Genomic DNA, 22,162 nt, shown 5'->3' with positions numbered 1-22,162 from the left:
AATGATTAGTCTAGAGTTTTTAGTTGCCTCTGCCATTGGTTTACTGGTTGCCACGGGAATTTATCTGATCTTGCGTGCACGTACTTTTCCCGTGGTTTTAGGACTGGCCATGATTGGCTATGCGGTCAATCTGTTCCTGTTTGCCATGGGACGGATTCAGGTCAATGCCCCGGCTATACTGACTGAAACCAGCAAAGTGACCGATCCTTTACCTCAAGCGCTAGTCTTGACAGCCATTGTGATCGGTTTTGCCACTACGGCCTTTATTGTCCAGCTGGCTTTACGCAGCCGTTATGAAAGCGGTACCGACCATGTCGACTCAAAAGAAGAAATCACCCCGATTGACCCGCGCGAGGATGAGCCTTAATGAATGCATTCATCCAGTTCTGGACTGAACACACCCCAATATTTAGCATTTTAATTCCGGCATTTACCGGTTTCTTACTGGTTCTTTTGGGCAATCCCGGCAAAGGTTCATTAGCACACGACTGGCGACAACCTTGGCGTCGTGGCATTAGTTATGTCTCGTCAATCCTGGGCTTAAGCACTGCCATCGTGTATTTAATCTTCGCCAGCAGCGGACAAATCAGTACCTATAACCTCGGTGAATGGGCTGCCCCGTTCGGTATTGTGCTGGTTCTGGATCAGCTTTCCGCACTGATGCTGGTGCTGACCTACGCTCTGGCTACACCCATCTTATGGTTTGCCAGTCATGCATGGGATACTCAAGGGCGTTATTTCCATGCCATGTTCCATTTTTTGCTCATGGGCTTGTGCGGTGCATTCCTGACCGGGGATTTATTTAATTTATTCGTATTCTTTGAAATCCTGTTGATGGCCTCTTATGTCCTGCTGCTACACGGACAAGGCAAGGCCCGTTTTCAACTCGGTATTCACTACGTCACTATAAACCTGTTGGCCTCTGCACTGTTCCTGATTGGTCTAGGCATGATCTACGGCAGTATCGGCAGTTTAAACATGACCGATATTGCACGTTTAATCCCGCTGCTAGAACCAGATCAGCATATCCTGGCCGTTGCAGGCGGCTTGTTGTTATTTGTGGTCTTTGGCATCAAGGCTGCAATGTTACCAGTCGGTTTTTGGCTACCGAAAACCTATGCCGTAGCCACCACTCCGGTCGCTGCCATTTTCACCATTATGACCAAAGTGGGGATCTATGCCATTCTTCGAGTCAATGGCACGATTTTTGATGATGATTTCAGTCAGGATATTCTGGCAAACTGGTTACTTCCGATCGGTTTGGTTACCTCGATTTATGGCGTGATTGGTGCCATTGGCGCGGAGCGTTTACGCCGTTTTGTCGGCTTTATGATTTTATCTTCGATTGGCACGCTGCTGATTGCCATTTCATTATTTAATACTTTGGCCTGGGCTGCAGGACTGTACTATCTGGTGCATAGCACCATTATTGGCGCTGCCTTTTATCTGCTTTGTGGCTGGATTACCTCACAGCGCAGTACATTCAAAGATCATTTCAACATCGCTCCGAAAATGAAACAGCACAAAGCAGTGTCATTGACCTTCTTTTTCATTGCCTTGATGATGGCGGGTTTACCGCCTTTTAGCGGCTTTTTAGGCAAGGTTTTTATCTTGCAGGCGACTTCACATTCCCCTTATCAGGGTGTAATTATTGCGGTGGTGCTACTGGTGAGTTTACTCAGCATTATTGCCTTTACCCGGGTGGGATTCATTCTGTTCTGGCGTGCCAGCAAACCTGAAGATCAAGCGGAAACCGAAGCATTTAAAGCATATCAAGCCATACCCAATCATGCCCCGATACGCAATGACAAAACCATTTATTTGCTGTTGTCAGGCTTGGTACTCTATATGGTTTGCGCAAATCCGATTCAGCAATACATGTTTAAAACGGCTGAACAGATCCAGAATAATGCTGTGTATGAAGATGTCATTTTACACAAAGATGACCTGAATCAGGTGATTAGCGTACAGCCTTATAATCCTGAAAATTTACCTGAAACCAAATATGGCGGTGAAACCGTCGATCCAAATGCACATCTGATTCCGTATATCATCTCGAAAAAGACTTTAGAAGGTGAGCACATTTCAGAATATAAACAACGCCAGATCAGACAGCAGCAAGACCAGCAAGCCACTGATCCGGATGATGCCAAACTCAAGCCTATGGAGCCTTAAACATGCAAAAAACATCGTTTTTGGACCGCTGGCTGCCGCATCCCTTCGTCTCCGTGATTGTGGCCTTAAGCTGGATCATGCTGGCGCATAGTCTGGATCTGGCAACCTTGCTGATGGCTTTATTGCTGGGCATTGCCATTCCATATCTAGTCAAACCGTTTATTGGCAACACCCCAAATATTCACTGGATTCTGGCCATAAAATTATTCTTTGTGGTGTTATGGGACATTATTGTTTGTAATATTAAAGTAGCCAAACAGGTGCTTGGTCCCACCCATAAACTGCATCCGAAATGGTTTCGTGTGCCTCTGGAAACCCAGCATGAACAGGTCAATGTTTTACTGGCCCTGATTATTACCACCACGCCGGGTACCGTGACCGCAGGGATCGATCACGATCGTGGTGATATTCTGGTTCACGCCCTGAGTACTGATAATGCCGAGATCGATATTATCGAAATTAAAAATCGTTATGAAAAAGCACTGATCGAAATTTTTGATGTGGAATTAGGAGAAGATTCATGAGTATTTTGCCTTATGCACTTGGTCTGTGTATGGTCGCAATCACCATTTCCATGTTTCTTTGCCTGATCCGTATGGTAATCGGCCCTTCCATCGTGGACCGGCTTTTAGCACTGGATACCCTGTTTCTGAATGCGACCTGTCTGGTGGTCATTCTGGGTATCTACTGGGCAAGTACCTCCTTATTTGAAGGTGCCTTATTGGTTGCCATGCTTGGATTTGTGTCTACCGCAGCGCTGGCACGCTACTTTACCACTGGCCATGTGGTCGACTAGGAGCAACAGCGATGCAACTTCTCATGGAAATCCTGGTCTCAATTTTTTTGTTGATTGGCTCATTCTTCATGCTGGTGGGCGGCATTGGGATGGTTCGTCTGCCCGATTTATTTATGCGCCTGCATGCGCCGACCAAATCCAGTACCCTGGGTCTGGGCAGTTTCCTGATTGCTGCCATGATCTTTTCAGCCTTTCAGGGACGCGTTGGTTTTGCCGAACTGTTATTGACTTTGCTGGCATTCATTACTGCACCCGTGTCTGCAAATCTTATGGCACAGGCAGCACTGCATTTACGTTTACGCTCAACCAGTGGTGAAGTACCTGAAGCACTTGAACGTCCCTTACCCTGGCAGCGTACCCGGCGTCGCAATCCCAAAACAGAAAATGATTCACATAATGATGTCAGCTAAAACCGTTCTTGTTGTTCTAAACTTAACTTAAAATTTTATACCGTTTTACACAAATTTATTCTTCTGAGCAGAATTTTCAGCCACAAAAAAGCCACCCGAAGGTGGCTTTTCTTTTTAGCGATTATTCATCATCTTTTTTTGCATCATCAGCTGGAGGTAAATCCTTCACTGCTTCTGCAATCAGACCAAACATATAGTTGCCATACGCGTTGGTTTTGTCGTAATGGAAACGCAAGCGAGGCGTTATACGTGTCTTGATACGACGACTGAGTTCGTGACGCAGGAAACCGGATGCCTTATTCAAGACATCTAACGTTTCCTTGTTTGCCGCTTCACTTTGCTCATCGCCCAGCTCACGCCCCATCACGGTCACATAAACTTCGGCATATCCTAAATCTGGGCTAACTTTCACCGCAGAGATGGTCACCAGACCACCCAGGCGTGGATCTTTCAGCTCTTGGCGAATCAGTTCAGACAACTCGCGCTGAACTGAATCGGCCATACGCTTCAGACGTTGACTACCCGCCATTAAAGACTCCGTTTAATCAATTGAACATCATACACTTCGATCTTGTCTTGTGCTTTGATGTCTTTATAGCCTTTCACTGCAAGACCACATTCCATACCGGCACGAACTTCTTCCACCACTTCTTTATAGCGACGAAGAGATTCAAGCTCACCTTGGAACACCACCACGTCATCACGAAGAATACGGATTGGTTTATTACGGTGCAATACACCTTCAAGTACCATACAACCTGCAGCCGCACCGAATTTGCTTGAGTGGAACACTTCACGCACTTCAGCCACACCCAGAATTGTTTCACGGTGTTCAGGAGCAAGTTTACCGCTCATTGCTGCTTTCACGTCATCAATCAATTGATAGATGATGCTGTAGTAACGAATGTCGATACCGTCTTCATCGGCTTTTTGACGCGCAGTATTGTCGGCACGAACGTTAAAGCCAAGCAATACCGCTTCAGAAGATTCAGCCAGCGTTACGTCAGACTCAGTGATTGCACCGACACCTGAACCAATAATACGTACTTTCACTTCATCAGTTGCCAGTTCGGCAAGTGCCACGTGTAATGCTTCCAAAGTACCGCGCACGTCAGTTTTGAGTACAACGTTCACGATAGGCACATCTTTCTTGCCCATCGATGCCATTATGTTCTCAAGACGCATTGCAGATTGACGTTCAAGACGTTTTTGACGTTCACGATCCATACGCGCATCGGCAACTTCACGTGCTTTTTTCTCGTCATTCACAACAAGAACTTCGTCACCGGCCATTGGTGCTTCCGGAAGACCCAAGATCTCTACAGGAATTGATGGACCCGCAGATTTGATACGTTGACCATTTTCATCCACCATCGCACGAACGCGACCGTAAGATGAACCTGCAAGGACAAGATCACCTACATTCAATGTACCGTTTTGAACCAAGATAGACGTTACCGCACCACGGCTGTTGTCTACACGTGCTTCAATGACCACACCTTGAGCAGCACCTTCTTCAGATGCTTTCAACTCTAGCAATTCTGCTTGAATTGAAATCAGGTCTAGAAGTTCATCAATACCTTGACCTGAGTGTGCTGAAACCATGGCAACAGGTACATCACCGCCCCATTGTTCAGGTACGATCTGTTTCGTGGTCAATTCATTCAATACACGGTCAGGATCGGCAGACTCTTTATCCATCTTGTTAATTGCAACAATGATTGGCGTACCAGCAGCACGTGCATGGTCAATCGCTTCCGCAGTTTGTGGCATTACACCATCATCCGCTGCAACAACCAGCACCACGATATCAGTCGCTTTCGCACCACGTGAACGCATTGCGGTAAACGCTGCGTGTCCCGGGGTATCCAAGAAAGTGATAATGCCTTTATCCGTTTTAACGTGATAAGCACCGATATGCTGGGTAATACCACCCGCTTCGCCTGCAGCCACTTTGGTACGACGGATACGGTCAAGCAGCGATGTTTTACCATGGTCAACGTGGCCCATGATGGTTACGACAGGAGCACGAGTCGTTTGAGCACCACGTGCTTCTTCAGCTGCTTCAAGCAAGTTGTCTTCAGCCTGAGTATCAGAAACTAGAACTGGGTTATGACCCATTTCTTCCACCACAAGCGCTGCAATCTCTTGATCAATCGCCTGATTCTGAGTAACCAATTCACCCATTTTCATGAGTGCCTTGATAACTTCACGCACCTTCACTGCCATTTTCGCAGCTAAGTCAGCTACGATGATGGTTGAGCCGATTTCAACATCATAAATTTGTTTTTTAACTGGTTTTTCAAAGCCATGCTTGTTCGCCTGACTTGATTTTAAACCGCGTTTATGCGAGTTATCACGGAAAGATTGCTCTTCGCCACGACGGCCACCTTTTTTCGGTGCACGCGCATTGGTGGTATTGCCACCACGTTTAATTTCACGGTCTTCTTTCGCAAAAGAATCTTCATACGCCTGACCAACCAGACCGGCAGCCAGTGGAGAATCATCAATCACACGAATTGTTGCCGTGGCATCTTCAGAAGAATACTTGGAAGCCATTTGACGCATTTGTTCAAGCGTACGTTGTTGTGCTTCTTCAGCCGATTTACGACGTGCTGCTTCTTCAACTGCTTTTAACTGTGCAGCTTGTGCTTCACGTGCTTTCTTCTGTTCTGGTGTTTCAGTCACTTTAACCGGCTGTTTTACAATCGGCTTGTTGTTTGACTTGCGTTTTACCACAACCGCTGCTTTTGGTACTTCTTGCTTCGCAGTTTCTTGCTTCGCTGCTGCACGCATTGCTTCTAAAGCCTGTTTTGCTTTAGATTCAGGTTGTTGCTTAGGTTCTTCAGCTTTCGCTGCTGGCTTTTGCTCAACTTCACGCGAATTCTGTTCGGCTTGTGCCTTCGCTAAAGCTTCAGCTTTAATCTGTTCCGGATCTGGCTTAACAAATGTATGCTTCTTACGAACTTCTACATTAATTGTTTTCGCCTTACCTGATGTACTGGCCACTTTAGCAGTACTGGTTGTTTTACGTTTCAACGTGATTTTTCCTGCATTCCCATCGTCCTGACCATGAACTTTCTTCAAATGGTTAACGAGGGTATTTTGTTGTTCAGTGGAAATAATATCTTCAGCTTTACGTTGGGGTAAACCTGCGTCACGAACCTGCTCTAGGAGCTTCTCAACGGGGCGATCCACGCTGAGAGCCAACTCTTTAATCGACTTGTCCGTCATATATTTCCTCCTAGTTAAACCATGATTCGCGCGCTTTCATAATAAGTTGACCCGCTTTTTCCGTACCTAAACCTTCAATATCTTCAATATCGTCAGTGGCTTGGTCAGCTAAATCATCTACAGTCACCACACCGCGAGCCGCAAGGGCATATGCGATTTCCTGTGTCATCCCTTGCATTGCCACAAGTTCAGCACTTGGTTCTTGAATGTTTTCTTGTTGTTTCAATGCATCAGCCAAGGTAATTTCCTTCGCACGGCTTTGCAATAATTCAACTGTTTCAGCATCCAGTTCGATTTCATCAAATGTTTCAGCTGGAACATAAGCAATTTCTTCCAAAGAAGTAAAGCCCATTTCAACCAAAGCCATTGCCAAGTCTTCTTCAATATCCAGACGGGTGACAAACATGTCGAGATATTGTTGAGCTTCATTTTGTTGACGTGCGTAGAATTCCTCTTCGAGCATCATATCCAATTTGTAGCCAGTCAATTCAGAGGCTAAACGGACATTTTGACCTTGTGAACCAATAGCACGTGCCAACTGATCGCTCGCCGCAAAAATGATATCTGCACTGTGAACATCTTCATCAATCACAATACTGGATACATCTGCAGGTTCTAGCGCACTAGCAATGTACTGTGCCGGATCATCAGACCACACCACCACATCAATACGTTCACCATTGAGTTCTGACTGTACAGCCTGGATACGTGTACCACGCATACCAATACATGCACCTACAGGATCAATACGGTGATCGTTGGTTTTCACAGCAATTTTAGCACGAACACCCGGCTGGCGTGCAGCTGCTTTAATTTCGATGATTTCTTCAGAAATTTCAGGAATTTCTTTTTTCATCAATGCAATCAGCATTTCAGGACGTGCACGTGACAATAACAGTTGTGCACCGCGACCTTCACGGTTCACGCTATATAAAATCGCGTTTACACGTTGCTTCGGACGAAGAATTTCTTTAGGAATCATCTCTTCACGGGCAAGATAAGCTTCCGCATTGTCACCCAAGTCAATAATAAAGCCATCTTTGGTTTGCTTTTTCACTTCACCGTAGATGAGTTCACCGACTTTAGATTCATAGGCATCAGCAACCAGAGCACGTTCAGCTTCACGAATTTTTTGCACAATCACCTGTTTGGCAATTTGCGCAGCAATTCGGCCGAAGTCGATCGATTCCACTTCGAGTTCACGAATGTCACCAATAGACCATTTGGCAGGATCCACATCCGAAATTGCATCCTGACATGCCGGCATTTCGTGATCTTCATCAGCCACCACTTCCCATTGACGGAAAGTACGGTAATCACCTGTTTTACGATCGATTTCCACACGTAAACGTGCTTCTTCCGAGTTTGTGCCTTCATAAAATTTCTTTTTAGTCGCAGCAACAAGCGCTTGTTCTAGCGCTTCAAAGATCGCTTCACGAGGTACACCTTTTTCGTTACTAACCGTTTCTACTACGGTAAGAATTTCACGTGCCATAAGTCACCTATTCGTTCAGATTCTTATTTATTTGGATAAATTAATCTTGGTAAATCAAATTTGCTTTGTCGATATTATGACTATCAATTTCAAGGATTTGTTGCTTTTCAACTTCCACTTGAATAAGTTCATTTTCAAGATCAACAGCAATCAGTTTGGCTTGAAATTTACGACGGTTATCTACAGCACTGATCAGACGCAGCGCAACGGTTTGTCCGATATAACCAGCCATCTGTTCAAGCTGGAAAAATGGACGGTCCCAACCCGGAGAAGAAACTTCAAGTGAATACTCACCAGAAATTGGATCATGTACATCAAGCATAGCACCCACTTGCTGTGTTACGCGAACGCAGTCTTGTACGCCTATACCTCGACCCTGTTCAAGCTCGCCATCTTCATTCATGACAGGTTGTTCGTTATTTTCATCTGCTTTATCGATATAGATACGCAATAAAGAACGTTTACCCTGAGGAAGAAATTCAATTCCCCAAAGATCGACATTGCATGCTTGCACTGCAGGAGCGATTAGGTCTTGGAGTGCTTGAGTTTTATTTGATAGCTTCATTTACTCTCGTCATTATGGTGCGATTCAATGGTCGCGGTGACCGGTTCAGACTAACTCAACTATATTAGTAGTGAAACATGACGATTTGACCAATAAATGTCGGACACTACACGATAGCCAATAAAAAAGGGCGTAATCGCCCCTATTTACACAGAAAAACCAAAGTCCACTGTGCAAAAAGGCCCACCTTTTTGTGAGCCTTTTAGAAACTTGGTAGCGGGAGCTGGATTTGAACCAACGACCTTCGGGTTATGAGCCCGACGAGCTACCAGACTGCTCCATCCCGCATCAACGTGCAAAAATTATATACAATCTGCTGATCATTTTCAATCAAAAACTGTTCAGTGATTGCTTGATTAAGTTGCACCCTAATCAAATAGTGGTAGCGGGAGCTGGATTTGAACCAACGACCTTCGGGTTATGAGCCCGACGAGCTACCAGACTGCTCCATCCCGCAACAACATTACAAAAAATTAATCTCACCTTAAATTATCAAAGTGCTTATTTTAGTTTGCATCTAAAATAAGATTGGTAGCGGGAGCTGGATTTGAACCAACGACCTTCGGGTTATGAGCCCGACGAGCTACCAGACTGCTCCATCCCGCATCAACAGATTTGCTGCTTACACCAACTTATGCTCTGGATTATAAGTTGGTGCGGAAGGGGGGACTTGAACCCCCACGCCCGAAGGCACTACCACCTCAAGGTAGCGTGTCTACCAATTCCACCACCACCGCAGCTGTGACGCATTCTAGTCGGATCAGACCCAAAAAGAAAGAACTAAATATATTTATTCGCTAGTTTTTGGTGCAACTGGTGAAGTTTCAGTCGATTGGCTTTGTGCCGGAGCAGTCGTTTGTACCGATTTTAAGCTATAGGCATCAGTAGTTTGCTTTTTAGCAAACACCGCTAAACTTAGGCTGGTGACAAAAAACAAGGCTGTTAAAATTGCCGTTAAACGTGTTAAAAAATTAGCCGAACCTGAAGCACCAAAGACGGTTGCTGCTCCACCACCACCAAATGATGCACCCGCATCGGCACCCTTACCATGTTGTACCAGAATCAATACAATCATTAAAATGGCTAAGATAATATGTACTACCAGCACAAATGCATGCATGCTGAACTCCTAATTATTTTGTATTTGCAAAAGCCTGGGCAATTTTATAAAAAGACTCTGCATTTAAAGATGCACCACCAACCAGCGCACCATTAATGTCTGGACAGGCTGCCAACTCTACTGCATTTTCCGGCTTAACACTACCACCATATAAAATTGCCATGCCTGTACCCAAAGGGGTAATTTGGGTTAAACCTGCACGGATTTTGGCATGCATTGCCTGTGCGTCTTCAGGTGAAGCTGTTTTACCCGTACCAATTGCCCAAATGGGTTCATAAGCCACCACTATATTTTTCCACTGTTCAGCCTGAACAACTGTGGCAATATCACAAATTTGTTGCAACACCACCTGCTCGGCCTGACCATTTTCACGCTGCTCTAGACTTTCACCTACGCAATAAATAATGGTTAATCCTGCATTTAAAGCATTTTTAACTTTTTCATTCAAAATTTGGGCAGTTTCAGCAAAAATCTCACGACGTTCTGAATGACCAATCAATACAAAACCAATTTGCTGATCTTTGAGCAGTTCGGCACTCACTTCACCGGTATATGCTCCTGTACCTGCAATACGGGAAACATCCTGTGCAACAGTATAAATAGAGCGCACTGAACTTGCCAATTCTGTCTGAACACTACTCAAAGCCAGCATGGTCGGTGCAATACCCAAATAACAATCTTGTTCTTTAATTTCATTATTTTGCAATAATTTTTTAAAATCTTGCAGCAACGCTTTTGCATCTGCCTGCATTGGGTTCATTTTCCAATTGCCGACAACCCAAGGAGTAATAGCCGAACCCGACATACAGTAACCTATTAAAAACAATTCATTAAACCGCGCACATTCTACACGGAATTCAAGATTTTTCAGAAAATTTTCACATGGCTTTTTTATGCGATTCTTATTTTTTTGCAATCCCCTTTTTTACGCTCAAGAAAAACTTCACCCTGTAATACGACTGGTTCAAAGTTTTATCTGATATTAAGTAGATGACAACATTTTAAGATATGGTATTTTTATATAACAAAAGTATAATTCAATGATACCAATTATAAACAAATTGATTAAGCAGGCATATTAGAGCATGGCAGCATTACAAGGTTCACCAAGATTTACGGGTTTTATTCGATGTTTAGTCGAAGATGGCTTAGTTTCTGCCGAAAATATGCAGAGTGCAATATTGAATGCAAAAAAAGCCAATCAAGATATTGTGCCTTTTTTAATTGATCAATTGAAAATTTCCTCCTTGGCTATTGCAGAAAAAATTTCTCAAGAATTTGGAGAACCTCTTTTTGATTTGAGTGCCTATGACTCTGCTCAAATTATCCGAGAAGGGCTGGATGAAAAGATCATTAGCAAACATTGTATTCTGCCCATTTTTAAACGCGGGAATTTACTCTACGTCGCAACCAGTAATCCCACCAATATAGAAGCCATGGATGCGATCCGCTTCAGCAGTAAGATGAATATCGAAGCGATTATTGTAGAGCACCAGAAATTACACCAGCTGATTGAACAAAACTTTACCCAGGCGGACAGTTTTGAGTTTTCTGATGAAGATATCGATCTAAATCTAGAGCAAGATGATTTAAGTCAAAAAGAAGATGAAGATGATGGTCCTCAAGGGGATGAAGCTCCCATCGTTAAGTACATCAATAAACTGTTAATTGATGCCATTCGTATGGGTGCTTCGGATTTACATTTCGAACCGTATGAAAAGTCATATCGGGTGCGTTATCGTATTGATGGCGTGCTGCGTCAAATTGCCAATCCGCCGTTACAGCTGTCCACACGTTTAGCCTCACGTTTAAAAGTCATGTCGCAGATGGATATTTCTGAAAAACGCTTACCTCAGGATGGCCGGATTAAACTTAAGCTTTCAAAAACCAAAGCCATCGACTTCCGTGTTAACTCATTACCTACCCTATTTGGGGAAAAACTGGTCCTGCGTATTCTGGATCCATCCAGTGCCATGCTGGGTATTGATGCATTGGGCTATGAACCAGAGCAAAAAGAACTGTTTATGCAAGCGCTGGAAAAACCTCAAGGCATGCTACTGATTACAGGTCCGACAGGTTCCGGTAAAACCGTATCTCTCTATACGGGTTTGAATATTTTGAATCGTGAAGATACCAATATTTCCACAGCTGAAGACCCGGTAGAAATTAACCTGGAAGGGATTAATCAGGTCAATGTTAATGCTAAAGTCGGTTTAACCTTCTCTGCTGCGCTTAAATCATTTTTACGTCAAGATCCAGATATTGTCATGGTCGGTGAGATTCGAGATCTGGAAACAGCTGAAATTGCCGTAAAAGCGGCCCAGACCGGTCATATGGTGATGTCGACCCTGCACACCAACAGTGCACCAGAAACCTTAACCCGTTTACGCAATATGGGTGTTCCTTCCTTTAACATTGCAACTTCTGTCAACCTAGTGATTGCACAACGTTTAGCACGTCGTCTATGTCCTCAGTGTAAAATTCCGGCAGAGATTCCTGGACCCAGCCTGCTGGAAATGGGCTTTACCGAAGAAGATTTGAAACATCCAGACTTTCAGGTATATCAACCGGTAGGCTGTTCCGAGTGCCGTGAAGGTTATAAAGGTCGTGTCGGTATTTATGAGGTCATGAAAGTGACCCCTGAAATTTCGAAAATCATTATGGAGGATGGTAATGCACTTGAAATTGCAGCAGCATCTGAAAAATCGGGGTTTAATAATTTACGCCGTTCAGGATTAATTAAGGTTATGCAGGGGGTGACTTCCCTTCAGGAAGTCAATCGTGTAACCAGTGAATAAATGAAAATTTAAAATAAGGATAAGCGCATGGCTGTCAAAAAAGCACAGATGATGCCCGTCTTCAGTTATGAAGGTGTTGATCGTAAAGGGGAAAAACTTAAAGGGGAACTTCCTGCGCGGAATATGGCACTTGCTAAAGTGACTTTACGTAAGCAGGGGATCACCATTAAACATATTCGGGAAAAACGTAAAAATATTCTCGAAGGTTTAATGAAAAAGAAAGTGTCCACCTTGGATATCACGATTTTTACCCGCCAGCTGGCCACCATGATGAAAGCCGGTGTACCACTTGTGCAAAGCTTTGAAATTGTTGCGGAAGGCTTGGAAAACCCAGCGATGCGTGAAGTAGTACTTGGTATTAAAGGTGAAGTTGAAGGCGGGAATACCTTTGCTGGTGCACTTAAAAAATATCCTCAATATTTTGATAATTTATTTTGCTCACTGGTCGAATCTGGCGAACAGTCAGGTGCGCTGGAAACCATGCTAGATCGTGTCGCGATCTATAAAGAGAAAAGCGAACTTTTAAAGCAAAAAATCAAAAAAGCCATGAAATATCCGGCAGCTGTCATTGTAGTTGCCGTGATCGTGACCATTATTTTGATGGTTAAAGTGGTACCTGTGTTCCAGGACCTCTTTAGTTCATTTGGTGCCGATTTACCTGCCTTTACCAAAATGGTGGTAAATATGTCGGAATGGATGCAAAAGTACTGGTTTATTCTGATTATTGCCATTGGTGCAATGATTGCCGGATTTCTTGAAGCAAAAAAACGCAGTAAAAAATTCCGTGATTTTCTGGATAAAGCAGCCCTCAAAGCGCCTATTTTTGGTGACCTGGTCTATAAAGCCATTATTGCCCGTTATAGTCGTACGTTAGCAACCACCTTTGCTGCTGGTGTTCCCTTGATTGATGCCTTGGAATCCACTGCAGGCGCAACTAACAATTGTGTTTATGAAGCAGCGGTGATGAAAATCCGTGATGATGTAGCCACAGGCCAACAGCTACAATTTGCCATGCGGGTTACCAACAAATTTCCATCCATGGCTGTACAGATGGTGGCGATTGGTGAAGAATCGGGTGCCCTCGACAGTATGCTGGATAAAGTTGCCACCCACTTTGAAAATGAGGTCGACAATGCGGTCGATGGTTTAACCTCCATGATGGAACCCCTCATTATGGCCGTGCTGGGTGTGCTGGTTGGTGGTCTGGTGATTGCCATGTATCTTCCAATTTTCCAAATGGGTTCTGTGGTTTAATGCAAGATTTCATTTCTTATTTTATGATCAACCCAACTGCTTTATATATTGCAGTTGGGCTTTTTAGTCTCTGTATCGGCAGTTTTCTCAATGTCGTGATTTATCGAACGCCGAAAATGATGGAGCAAGAGTGGCGGCAGGATTGTCAAATATTGCTGCATTCTGAACAGGTCATTATTGACGAAACAAAAATCACCCTCAGCAAGCCAGATTCTACCTGTCCGAAATGCCAAACGCCCATTCGCTGGTATCAGAATATTCCTGTCATCAGCTGGCTGTTTTTACGGGGCAAATGCGGTTCTTGCAAAAATCCGATCAGTATTCGCTATCCGCTCATTGAATTGTTAACTGCAGCATGTTCCCTGATTATTGTGGCAGTATTCGGCCCTACCCTGCAGATGCTGTTTGGCCTGATCCTCACCTGGGTACTGATCGCACTCACCTTTATTGATTTTGATACCCAGCTTCTCCCAGACCGCTATACCTTAACTCTGGCCGCCTTAGGTTTGGGAATCAATAGCTATAGTATCTATACCAGTCCAACCTCTGCCATCTGGGGCTATATTATTGGTTTCCTGTGTTTGTGGATTGTCTATTATCTGTTTAAGATGATTACAGGTAAAGAAGGTATGGGCTATGGCGACTTTAAACTTCTGGCTGCCTTAGGTGCCTGGATGGGGCCATTGATGCTCCCATTGATCGTATTGCTTTCTTCTTTCGTAGGTGCCGTGATTGGCATTATTCTGCTGAAAGTACGCAAAGAGAACCAGCCTTTTGCATTTGGTCCTTATATTGCCATTGCCGGATGGATTGCTTTTATTTGGGGTGAGCAGATTATGAAAATCTATTTAGGACAATAATTTTTAGGGATATATATGACTTTTATCTTGGGTTTAACTGGAGGGATTGGCAGTGGAAAATCGGCCGCCAGCAACTGGTTTGAAACCCAGGGCATTACTGTGGTCGATGCCGATATTGTCGCGCGCGAGATAGTAGCCAAAGGACAGCCAGCCTTACAACAGATTCATACGACTTTTGGCGATTGGGTTCTATTAGACAATGGCGAGCTGAATCGTCGGGCTTTACGCGAACATATTTTCAAATATCCTAAAGCACGTAAAACGCTGGAAAGTATTACCCATCCTGCAATTCGAGAGTCTATTATTCAACAGCTGCAGGCTGCGACCAGCCCTTATGTAATATTGGTCTCTCCCCTGCTGTTTGAAACCAACCAACATGAACTGACTGATCATACCCTGCTGATTGATGCATCGATTGATTTGCAGATTCAGCGGGCTGCTATGCGTGATCACCAGTCCATTGAACAAATTGAAAAAATTATTCAGTCCCAGATGCCACGTGAACAAAAGCGTCGTTTGGCTGATGATATTGTGCTGAATGACGGTCATCTTGACCATTTATACAGCCATTTAAGACCGCTGCATGAAGCTTATTTGAAACGCTGAAATTAAAAAAAACAGTCGATTAGGACTGCTTTTTTTGTTGATCAAGTTGCTGCTGCAAACTGTCTTGATGACCTATCCAGCGCCATGGCTGTAATGCACCAATCGCCATCCCGATCAAGCCACAAATAATGGCCAGACTTAATGGTTCACCCAATAGCGGTACAGCCAGAATGGCCGCCATAAACGGGGCCAAAGTCACGATACTTCCGGTCTTGAATGCACCCAAACGCTTAATCGCTTCTACATAAGTCAGTGTTGCCACAATGACCACAAAGATACCGTGAAAAATCACCTGTACCATTAAATGCACAGGTTCAGGTGCCGTTAAATTTTTCGGTAAAAACAGCAGATAAATCGGTACATAGATAATCGCCGACCAGATGGCAACGCCTGCCATAGAATGCCAGGCAGAAAGTTTCCATTGGCGTAACAATACGGTGAATACACCCCACCAGATCGCACTCAAGAAAAATAGCATGTCACCAAAACCAAAGGCCACACCGGTTTCCTGATACATCAAGAAGCTCATTGCAGTGATCGCACTCAGCATAATCACCAAACTAATCCGGATGTGTTTATCTAAAGGCTGTTTAAATAATACCAATCCAGCTAAAGCTGTACACAGCGGAATACAGCCATTCAGGAAAATGGCTGCATGCGCTGCTGGTACATAATGAAAGGCACTATAAGAGGTCAGACAATACGCTACCCCACCGATCATTGCCAGAATAAAAGGTTCTTTTTTCCATAAAAAAGCGGTGTCTTTTTTATAGAGTAAAATGGGCATGAGAATACAAAATGCCAAGGCAAAACGTAAGGCGGTAATATCCCAAGCACTAATTCCCCACTGGGCATTCAGGCGAGAAGTAATGGTAAATCCACCCCAAATACACATGGTAATGGCGACATAAAGATAACCTTGAGACCGGGGAGACATAGCAAACAACTTTTAAATAGCAAAGAAAAAATTACAGGTTACGTTGACGACAGGCTTCATACAGTGCCATCCCCGTCGCCACACTGACATTTAAGCTTTGCAAGTTCCCTGCCATTGGAATATAGACCTTCTGATCACATTGTGACTGGGTAATTGGACGCAGACCTGTATCTTCAGCCCCCATCACGACACACACTGCCGTACCGGTAAAATCAAATTGATCAATCGGTAAGGCTTTTTCATCCAGCATGGTTCCAACTACACGTACATTAAATTCATCTTTGATATGGCCCAAAGTACGCGCCAGATTGGTCACCTGAATAAACTTCACTTTTTCTGCGCCACCGGCAGCAACCTTACGCGCAGTTGGCGTTAGGCTTGCAGAACGGTCACGCGAAACCACTACGGCTTCAACCCCCATGGCAGCAGCTGTACGGATACATGCGCCCAAATTATGCGGATCGGTGACCTGGTCCAGTGCCAGCAAAAGCGCTTGAGGATTTTGCTTCAGCACGGCATCCAGATCCTGTTCATTCAATACCGGATGCGGACGCACTGCCGCAACTACACCCTGATGAAAAGGTTGGCCTGCCAGTTTTTCCAGTTTGTCACGGCTGGCTTGTTGCACGCTAATACCAAAAGGTTCAGCCAGAGCCAAGACGTTTTTCAAACGCTGGTCATCACGGCCTTTCAAGGTAAATAAAGTCAGTACGCGCTCAGGCTCGAGTTCTAATAATGACTCCACTGAGTGAACGCCATAATAATATTCTGGTTTTGCCATGAACGGCCTCTAAAATCTATGGTGACTATGGGTAATTATACAAAAAGAAAAATCCTGCAAAGCAGGCTTTACAGGATTGATGCTTGAATCTAGTTTAACCGATTCAGGTTAAAATTTCTTTGTCTTATCCGGGACGAATGCTTAACCTTCGAAATGACAGACATAATCGAGCACTTCATCAGTCTCGATTTTAAAACGGCTATTGCCTGGTACATAGAAAGACTGACCGGCACGGAACAGTTCACTTTCAGTTTTGTCACCAATTTGGACACGACATTCACCTGAAATAATTTCCATACGTTCAGGTACATGTGTTTGAAAGGTCAAAGCCTGTTCTGTTGGCAAAATTACCCCTAAGGTCTTTTTGGTGCCATCTTCAAACTGTACGGTATGACTGATACACAACCCATCGAAATAAACATTCGACTTTTTGACAACCGAAACGTGATCAAACTGATTTGACATGCGTATTCTCCAGATAATGCGCATTTATAATTTTTGCCCGAGCTAGTTTAAAGCCGAGTATTAAACTAATCAATCATTGTTTCTTCCAGTCAAATCAATATTTTTCAAATTTTTACAAATATTTTTTCTATAAACTTCAAAGAAAAGCTGGAGAGTGATGCACGAACTTCTGCATAAATGAAATGCTAAGCTCAAATTATTGCCAATTTCTTCCCAACCAAAGGTGAATAATATTCCCCAGCATTAATCCTACCTTCAAATCATCCGCATTATATGGTTCAGGTTTTGCGGGACTGGATCGAGCTGCGCATCAGTTTTTTATCTTTTTTCTAAAATAAGAGGCTATTGATCGATGGCAAATTTTATCGGCTATTTTCAACTGCGCGTTTTATTTTCTGCACTCAGATAAGGTAAGATATTGATGTTTTAAATCCTTTTAAAATAAAAGCTGTCTTGTGACCAAAACAAAATTTCACTATCTTAGATTAAAACTTTTCGCAGCTTGGATGCGTTTATGCTGACACATTTAACTCTCATCAATTTTGCTTTAGCTGATCACTTAGCCATTGATATTGAAAAAGGTTTCAATGTCCTGACGGGTGAAACCGGGGCGGGTAAATCGTTATTACTGGATGCCCTGTCTGCCTGCCTGGGTGAACGTACCGATACCAATTATGTACGTTTCGGTTCGGATAAAGCCGATGTGACGACCATTTTTAGTTATCAGGAACACAGCCCTGAAGCCCAATGGTTAAAAGCACACGAGTTGGATGATGAGTCAGGCGAAATTCATTTACGTCGGGTGATTTTTGCTACAGGTCGTAGCAAAGCCTGGATTAATGGCCGTCCAAGCAGCTTGTCAGAGCTGAAAGAAATTGGGCGTTTGCTGGTACAACTCTATAGTCAGCACAGTCAGCAGCAACTGTTAGAACCGCCCTATCCCAAGCACTGGCTCGACCGTTACAGCAACTTTTATCAGCCTGCGCAAGATGTTCGTAATGCCTATAGCACCTGGCAAAAAGACATTCGCCAGCATCAAGCCGCTTTGGATGCTCAAGCAACCCGCAAACAGCGGATCGAAACTTTAGAGTTGCAACTGGAAGAACTCGAATACATTACCCAGATTGACTATAAAGAGATTGAACAGGAATTTGACCGTTTAAGCCATCATGAACATATCATGCTTGACTGCAGTTATAGCTTAAATGTGCTGGATGAAGCCGAACAAAACCTGACCCAGGAACTTTCTTCAATTATTCGTCGTCTGGAATCACATGCTGGTCGTAGTGAGCAGCTTGCTGAAATCTATAATTCACTGATCAATGCACAAAGTGAAATTGATGATGCAACGGCAAACTTGCGTCAGTTTATCGATCGCCAAAGCTTCGATCCTGAACGGATGGAAGAATTGAACTCACAACTGGAAATTTTCCACCGTTTAGCGCGTAAATACCGCACTCAGCCAGAGACACTAAAAGAAGAATACCAGGCCTGGCAGACAGAATTGGAACAATTGCATCAGCTGGAAGACCCGGAAACCCTGGCTGAACAGGTCGAGTTATCGCATCAGGAATTTTTAGCCAAAGCACAATATCTGGATGAAATTCGCCGTGAAGCCGCAATCCCCTTGGCAAAACAACTGACTGAACAGGTCAAGCAGCTGGCTTTGCCAGAGGCCTATTTTGAATTCAAGTTTGAACCTTTGGAACAGGTTGGTGCCGAAGGGCTTAGCTTTATTCAACTGCTGTTTACTGCGAACAAGGGTATTCCGCCACAGCCTTTGGCACGGGTCGCTTCCGGAGGTGAGCTGTCGCGTATTGCCCTAGTGATGCAAGTCATGAATGCGGAAAAAACCGAAGCGGAAGTGCTGGTCTTCGATGAAATCGATGTCGGGATTAGTGGCGGTACTGCAGAAATGGTCGGCCGTTTGCTGGCTGATTTGGCCCAGCATGTACAGATCTTATGTATTACCCATCAGGCTCAGGTGGCAGCACAATCCGATCAGCATCTACTGGTGAAAAAGCGTCAGACCGATCCGGCCAGCAGTACCATCATTAATCTTGCAGAAGAACAGCGCATTGATGAACTGGCCCGTATGACCGGCGGCGTCGAAATTAATGATACGACCCTGCAACATGCCAAGCAGTTACGTCAACTTAAGTTTCAACAGGTATAGGTTTGAGGTTTAAATCACAAAAAATGATTGGCGAAACCCAATTAGTTTAGTAACTTGGTCATAAGCGCTTAGTTAATTTAATCAGTTTTTGATTTTAAGGGGGAATGGCTTAGATGACTAAACAATATCTGACACATCGCTGTCTCATTGCACCTCCTGATTTAGCCGATGACTTTTTTGCCAATACGGTAATTTATTTGGCACGCCATGATGAAGATGGTGCACAAGGCATTATCATTAACCGCCCATCCGGTCTTTCAATCAAGGAATTGTTGAATGATCTGGAAATTGAAGCGGACAATGTCAATCCTCATGCAGTCTTGCAAGGGGGACCTTTGCGTCCTGAAGCCGGATTTGTGCTGCATACCGGTCAACCGACCTGGCATTCATCCATTGCTGTGGGCGAAAATGTCTGTATTACCACGTCCAAAGATATCCTCGATGCCATCGCCCACAATGAAGGCGTTGGACGTTACCAAATTGCTTTGGGTTATGCCAGCTGGGGCAAAAACCAGTTAGAACAGGAAATCGCACGTGGTGATTGGCTGATCTGTGATTCTGATATGGATTTGATTTTTAACTTACCTTATGATGACCGCTGGGATGCTGCCTATAAAAAAATGGGCCTAGACCGCACCTGGCTATCATCAGAGATTGGACATGCCTGATTTATCAAAACCGCACATGATTATGGCATTTGATTTCGGTACCCAGAAAATGGGCATGGCAGTCGGTCAATCGCTGATTGAAAGTGCCAATCCGCTTGCCTTGTTTCCGATGAAAGATGGCATCCCGAACTGGGATGCTTTGCTGAAAATCGTCAAACAGTATCAACCGAGCTTATTTTTGGTCGGTTTACCGTTAAATATGGATGATAGTGAATCTGAACTTTCTGCGCGTTCACGCAAATTTGCCCGACGCTTGCGTCATCAGACCAATATTGAAACATTGATGGTCGATGAGCGTCTGACTACCCGTGAAGCACGTGATGAACTTGACCAGTATCAGTCTCAAGGTCGTGGCAAAAAACTGGCGGCTGACAGCATTGCAGCTGCGCTATTCATCGAAAGCTGGTATCGCAATCCACAAGGGGTAGCACCTTAAAGATAAAAAATATCTTTTAGAATAATGCCAGTCCGTTCAATAATTGACTGGCATTTTTATTATAAATTCAGCATTCTGTTTGATACACGGAAACGTCATCCGCAATTGTTTGAGGCAAGATTACATAAAAAAGTGGTTGTTTCTGCGATACATTCTTTAGTTGATGGTAATGGACGAGTTTTGCGGATGACAAATGGTTTTGGTTACTTTTGCCAAAACAAAAGTAACATACGAGCTCCAAAAATTTGATTTAAGGAAGCAAGACTCTGTCGTGAACCACTTAAAAAATTAAGGCGTTGTTACCAACTCCTTAGATCAGCATTAATCTCTCGTATGCTTTTTTTGAAATGAACAAGGGCTAAGTTATGGCTGATCTTTTTTCAGGATATGTACGGTTACAGTACGTCCTGCCACAAAGGCCAGCTGGTTCTTCGGCAATTCATCAATCATAATTTTTACTGGTACACGCTGTGCCAGACGCACCCAGCTAAAGGTTGGATTCACATTGGCAAGTAATCCCGTAGTGGATGTACGTTCGCGGTCTTCAATCCCGGAAGCAATGCCCTGAACATGACCTTTGAGTTTTTGTGAATCGCCCATCAGCTGGACCGTTGCAGGAGCACCAACATAAATCTTGTCGAGTTTAGTTTCTTCAAAATACCCCACCACATACAGCTGCTGACGGTTTAACAGTGCAGCCACTGCCTGCCCGACTTTGACATAGTTGCCTTGTTGTAATTCAAAATTGGATAAGGTGCCATCAGCCGGTGCCACCACTTCAGAGCGGTTTAAATTTAGTTCGGACAGGTGCAGATTACTGTTGGCTACTTCAATCAAGGCTTTTTGCTGCACAATATTGGCTTTGGCCTGATCAATCGCAGCCAGCATTTGCTCATGTTCGGCATGTGACTGATCTCGCGTTGCAAACATCTGGTCCTGTTCCTGTTTTGAAATCGCACCCTCCATAAGGTTGGCATAGCGGTTGGCATTTTTATCCGCCAGATTGATATTGGCTTGAGATTTCACCAGATTGGCTTTGGCCTGAGCCAGTTCTGCTTCGGCAGCAGCCAGGCCTGCCTTGGCTTTAGACAGGTCCGATCTGGCCTGTTCCACATCCAGGGCTTGACGGGCCACATCAATTTTAAACAGCACCTGCCCTTTTTTCACAGTCTGGTTATCTTGCACCAAGACCTCGGTGATCAAACCCGCAACATCTGAAGAGACTTGAATCACATCGCCGCGTATTCGGCCATCACGGGTCCATGGCTCAGAATTGTAATAATCCCAGATATGTTTTACCGCCAAAATTGCAACGACAGCGACTATAGTAAATAGCACCGGTCGGACGACTTTACGCAAGTCTAAAGATGTCATGGAAAACCTCAT

General features: G+C 44.2%; 22 protein-coding genes and 4 tRNA genes. 12 read left to right on the top strand and 14 right to left on the bottom strand.

The window, feature by feature from the left end:
• Nucleotide 1: 1 nt before the first annotated feature.
• Genes B9T38_RS02135 through B9T38_RS02115 form a run of 5 tightly spaced genes read left to right on the top strand, consistent with a single transcriptional unit; the run spans nucleotide 2 to nucleotide 3,381 of the window.
• Nucleotides 2-367 carry a Na+/H+ antiporter subunit C gene (locus B9T38_RS02135; protein ID WP_086195218.1) on the top strand — a complete coding sequence of 122 codons (366 nt, stop codon included), beginning with the start codon at nucleotides 2-4 and terminating at the stop codon, nucleotides 365-367.
• Nucleotides 367-2,175: a monovalent cation/H+ antiporter subunit D gene (locus B9T38_RS02130; protein ID WP_086195217.1), complete on the top strand. Its 1,809-nt coding sequence runs from the start codon at nucleotides 367-369 to the stop codon at nucleotides 2,173-2,175. The genes B9T38_RS02135 and B9T38_RS02130 overlap by 1 nt, the downstream gene beginning before the upstream one ends.
• 2 nt (nucleotides 2,176-2,177) lie before the next feature.
• Nucleotides 2,178-2,699, top strand: a complete 522-nt coding sequence (locus B9T38_RS02125) for a Na+/H+ antiporter subunit E (protein WP_086195216.1) — start codon at nucleotides 2,178-2,180, stop codon at nucleotides 2,697-2,699.
• On the top strand, nucleotides 2,696-2,971 hold the full coding sequence (locus B9T38_RS02120; RefSeq protein WP_086195215.1) for a monovalent cation/H+ antiporter subunit F: 276 nt from the start codon (nucleotides 2,696-2,698) through the stop codon (nucleotides 2,969-2,971). The genes B9T38_RS02125 and B9T38_RS02120 overlap by 4 nt, the downstream gene beginning before the upstream one ends.
• A gap of 11 nt (nucleotides 2,972-2,982) precedes the next feature.
• Nucleotides 2,983-3,381 (top strand): Na+/H+ antiporter subunit G, encoded by a 399-nt coding sequence (locus tag B9T38_RS02115; protein WP_086195214.1) that lies wholly within the window; start codon nucleotides 2,983-2,985, stop codon nucleotides 3,379-3,381.
• A 121-nt stretch (nucleotides 3,382-3,502) separates the two neighbouring features.
• Here the strand turns inward: B9T38_RS02115 and B9T38_RS02110 are convergent, their stop codons facing one another.
• From B9T38_RS02110 to tpiA, 10 genes are all read right to left on the bottom strand, one after another.
• A complete protein-coding gene (locus B9T38_RS02110) occupies nucleotides 3,503-3,910 on the bottom strand; it encodes a ribosome-binding factor A (protein WP_086195213.1) in 408 nt (135 codons plus the stop codon).
• Nucleotides 3,910-6,615 (bottom strand): translation initiation factor IF-2, encoded by a 2,706-nt coding sequence (gene infB / locus B9T38_RS02105; RefSeq protein ID WP_086195212.1) that lies wholly within the window; start codon nucleotides 6,613-6,615, stop codon nucleotides 3,910-3,912. Before infB ends, B9T38_RS02110 begins: the two co-directional genes overlap by 1 nt.
• A gap of 10 nt (nucleotides 6,616-6,625) precedes the next feature.
• Nucleotides 6,626-8,110: a transcription termination factor NusA gene (nusA, locus tag B9T38_RS02100; RefSeq protein WP_086195211.1), complete on the bottom strand. Its 1,485-nt coding sequence runs from the start codon at nucleotides 8,108-8,110 to the stop codon at nucleotides 6,626-6,628.
• A 40-nt stretch (nucleotides 8,111-8,150) separates the two neighbouring features.
• Nucleotides 8,151-8,675 (bottom strand): ribosome maturation factor RimP, encoded by a 525-nt coding sequence (gene rimP, locus B9T38_RS02095; RefSeq protein WP_086195210.1) that lies wholly within the window; start codon nucleotides 8,673-8,675, stop codon nucleotides 8,151-8,153.
• Between the two features lie 211 nt (nucleotides 8,676-8,886).
• Nucleotides 8,887-8,963, bottom strand: a tRNA-Met gene (locus B9T38_RS02090).
• Between the two features lie 92 nt (nucleotides 8,964-9,055).
• Nucleotides 9,056-9,132, bottom strand: a tRNA-Met gene (locus B9T38_RS02085).
• Nucleotides 9,133-9,204: 72 nt separating this feature from the next.
• Nucleotides 9,205-9,281: transfer RNA gene (locus B9T38_RS02080), tRNA-Met, on the bottom strand.
• A gap of 46 nt (nucleotides 9,282-9,327) precedes the next feature.
• A tRNA-Leu gene (locus B9T38_RS02075) sits at nucleotides 9,328-9,412 on the bottom strand.
• Between the two features lie 53 nt (nucleotides 9,413-9,465).
• Nucleotides 9,466-9,795: a preprotein translocase subunit SecG gene (gene secG / locus B9T38_RS02070; RefSeq protein WP_086195209.1), complete on the bottom strand. Its 330-nt coding sequence runs from the start codon at nucleotides 9,793-9,795 to the stop codon at nucleotides 9,466-9,468.
• 13 nt (nucleotides 9,796-9,808) lie between these two features.
• Nucleotides 9,809-10,600, bottom strand: a complete 792-nt coding sequence (gene tpiA / locus B9T38_RS02065; protein ID WP_086195208.1) for a triose-phosphate isomerase — start codon at nucleotides 10,598-10,600, stop codon at nucleotides 9,809-9,811.
• Between the two features lie 280 nt (nucleotides 10,601-10,880).
• On the opposite strand from tpiA, the gene pilB reads away from it, so the two are divergent.
• From pilB to coaE, 4 genes are read left to right on the top strand one after another with little or no spacing between them, the layout of a single operon-like run.
• Complete coding sequence (gene pilB, locus B9T38_RS02060; protein ID WP_086195207.1) at nucleotides 10,881-12,593, top strand: type IV-A pilus assembly ATPase PilB; 1,713 nt, start codon at nucleotides 10,881-10,883, stop codon at nucleotides 12,591-12,593.
• 27 nt (nucleotides 12,594-12,620) lie between these two features.
• Complete coding sequence (locus B9T38_RS02055; protein ID WP_086195206.1) at nucleotides 12,621-13,847, top strand: type II secretion system F family protein; 1,227 nt, start codon at nucleotides 12,621-12,623, stop codon at nucleotides 13,845-13,847.
• Nucleotides 13,847-14,707 (top strand): prepilin peptidase, encoded by an 861-nt coding sequence (locus B9T38_RS17080; RefSeq protein ID WP_086195205.1) that lies wholly within the window; start codon nucleotides 13,847-13,849, stop codon nucleotides 14,705-14,707. Before B9T38_RS02055 ends, B9T38_RS17080 begins: the two co-directional genes overlap by 1 nt.
• 15 nt (nucleotides 14,708-14,722) lie before the next feature.
• Nucleotides 14,723-15,313 carry a dephospho-CoA kinase gene (gene coaE, locus B9T38_RS02045; protein WP_086195204.1) on the top strand — a complete coding sequence of 197 codons (591 nt, stop codon included), beginning with the start codon at nucleotides 14,723-14,725 and terminating at the stop codon, nucleotides 15,311-15,313.
• 19 nt (nucleotides 15,314-15,332) lie between these two features.
• Here the strand turns inward: coaE and B9T38_RS02040 are convergent, their stop codons facing one another.
• The 3 genes from B9T38_RS02040 to ppnP all read right to left on the bottom strand — a co-directional run bounded on the left by B9T38_RS02040 (nucleotide 15,333) and on the right by ppnP (nucleotide 17,496).
• A complete protein-coding gene (locus tag B9T38_RS02040) occupies nucleotides 15,333-16,250 on the bottom strand; it encodes a DMT family transporter (protein ID WP_086195203.1) in 918 nt (305 codons plus the stop codon).
• 31 nt (nucleotides 16,251-16,281) lie between these two features.
• Nucleotides 16,282-17,031 (bottom strand): 23S rRNA (guanosine(2251)-2'-O)-methyltransferase RlmB, encoded by a 750-nt coding sequence (gene rlmB / locus B9T38_RS02035; protein WP_086195202.1) that lies wholly within the window; start codon nucleotides 17,029-17,031, stop codon nucleotides 16,282-16,284.
• A gap of 141 nt (nucleotides 17,032-17,172) precedes the next feature.
• Nucleotides 17,173-17,496: a pyrimidine/purine nucleoside phosphorylase gene (ppnP, locus tag B9T38_RS02030; RefSeq protein WP_086195201.1), complete on the bottom strand. Its 324-nt coding sequence runs from the start codon at nucleotides 17,494-17,496 to the stop codon at nucleotides 17,173-17,175.
• Nucleotides 17,497-18,010: 514 nt separating this feature from the next.
• Here ppnP and recN point away from each other — a divergent pair.
• The 3 genes from recN (at nucleotide 18,011) to ruvX (ending at nucleotide 20,776) form a co-directional block, all read left to right on the top strand.
• Nucleotides 18,011-19,672, top strand: coding sequence for a DNA repair protein RecN (recN, locus tag B9T38_RS02025; protein WP_086195200.1), 1,662 nt, complete (start codon nucleotides 18,011-18,013; stop codon nucleotides 19,670-19,672).
• A gap of 113 nt (nucleotides 19,673-19,785) precedes the next feature.
• A complete protein-coding gene (locus B9T38_RS02020) occupies nucleotides 19,786-20,340 on the top strand; it encodes a YqgE/AlgH family protein (protein ID WP_086195199.1) in 555 nt (184 codons plus the stop codon).
• Nucleotides 20,333-20,776: a Holliday junction resolvase RuvX gene (gene ruvX / locus B9T38_RS02015; protein WP_086195198.1), complete on the top strand. Its 444-nt coding sequence runs from the start codon at nucleotides 20,333-20,335 to the stop codon at nucleotides 20,774-20,776. The genes B9T38_RS02020 and ruvX overlap by 8 nt, the downstream gene beginning before the upstream one ends.
• A 363-nt stretch (nucleotides 20,777-21,139) precedes the next feature.
• Here the strand turns inward: ruvX and B9T38_RS02010 are convergent, their stop codons facing one another.
• Entirely contained in the window at nucleotides 21,140-22,150 is a 1,011-nt protein-coding gene (locus tag B9T38_RS02010) for an HlyD family secretion protein (RefSeq protein ID WP_086195197.1), read from the bottom strand.
• Nucleotides 22,151-22,162: the final 12 nt, after the last annotated feature.

The sequence above is a fragment of the Acinetobacter sp. ANC 4218 genome, from assembly GCF_002135245.1.
Lineage (GTDB): Bacteria > Pseudomonadota > Gammaproteobacteria > Pseudomonadales > Moraxellaceae > Acinetobacter.
This window is presented reverse-complemented; position numbering and strand designations above follow the sequence as displayed.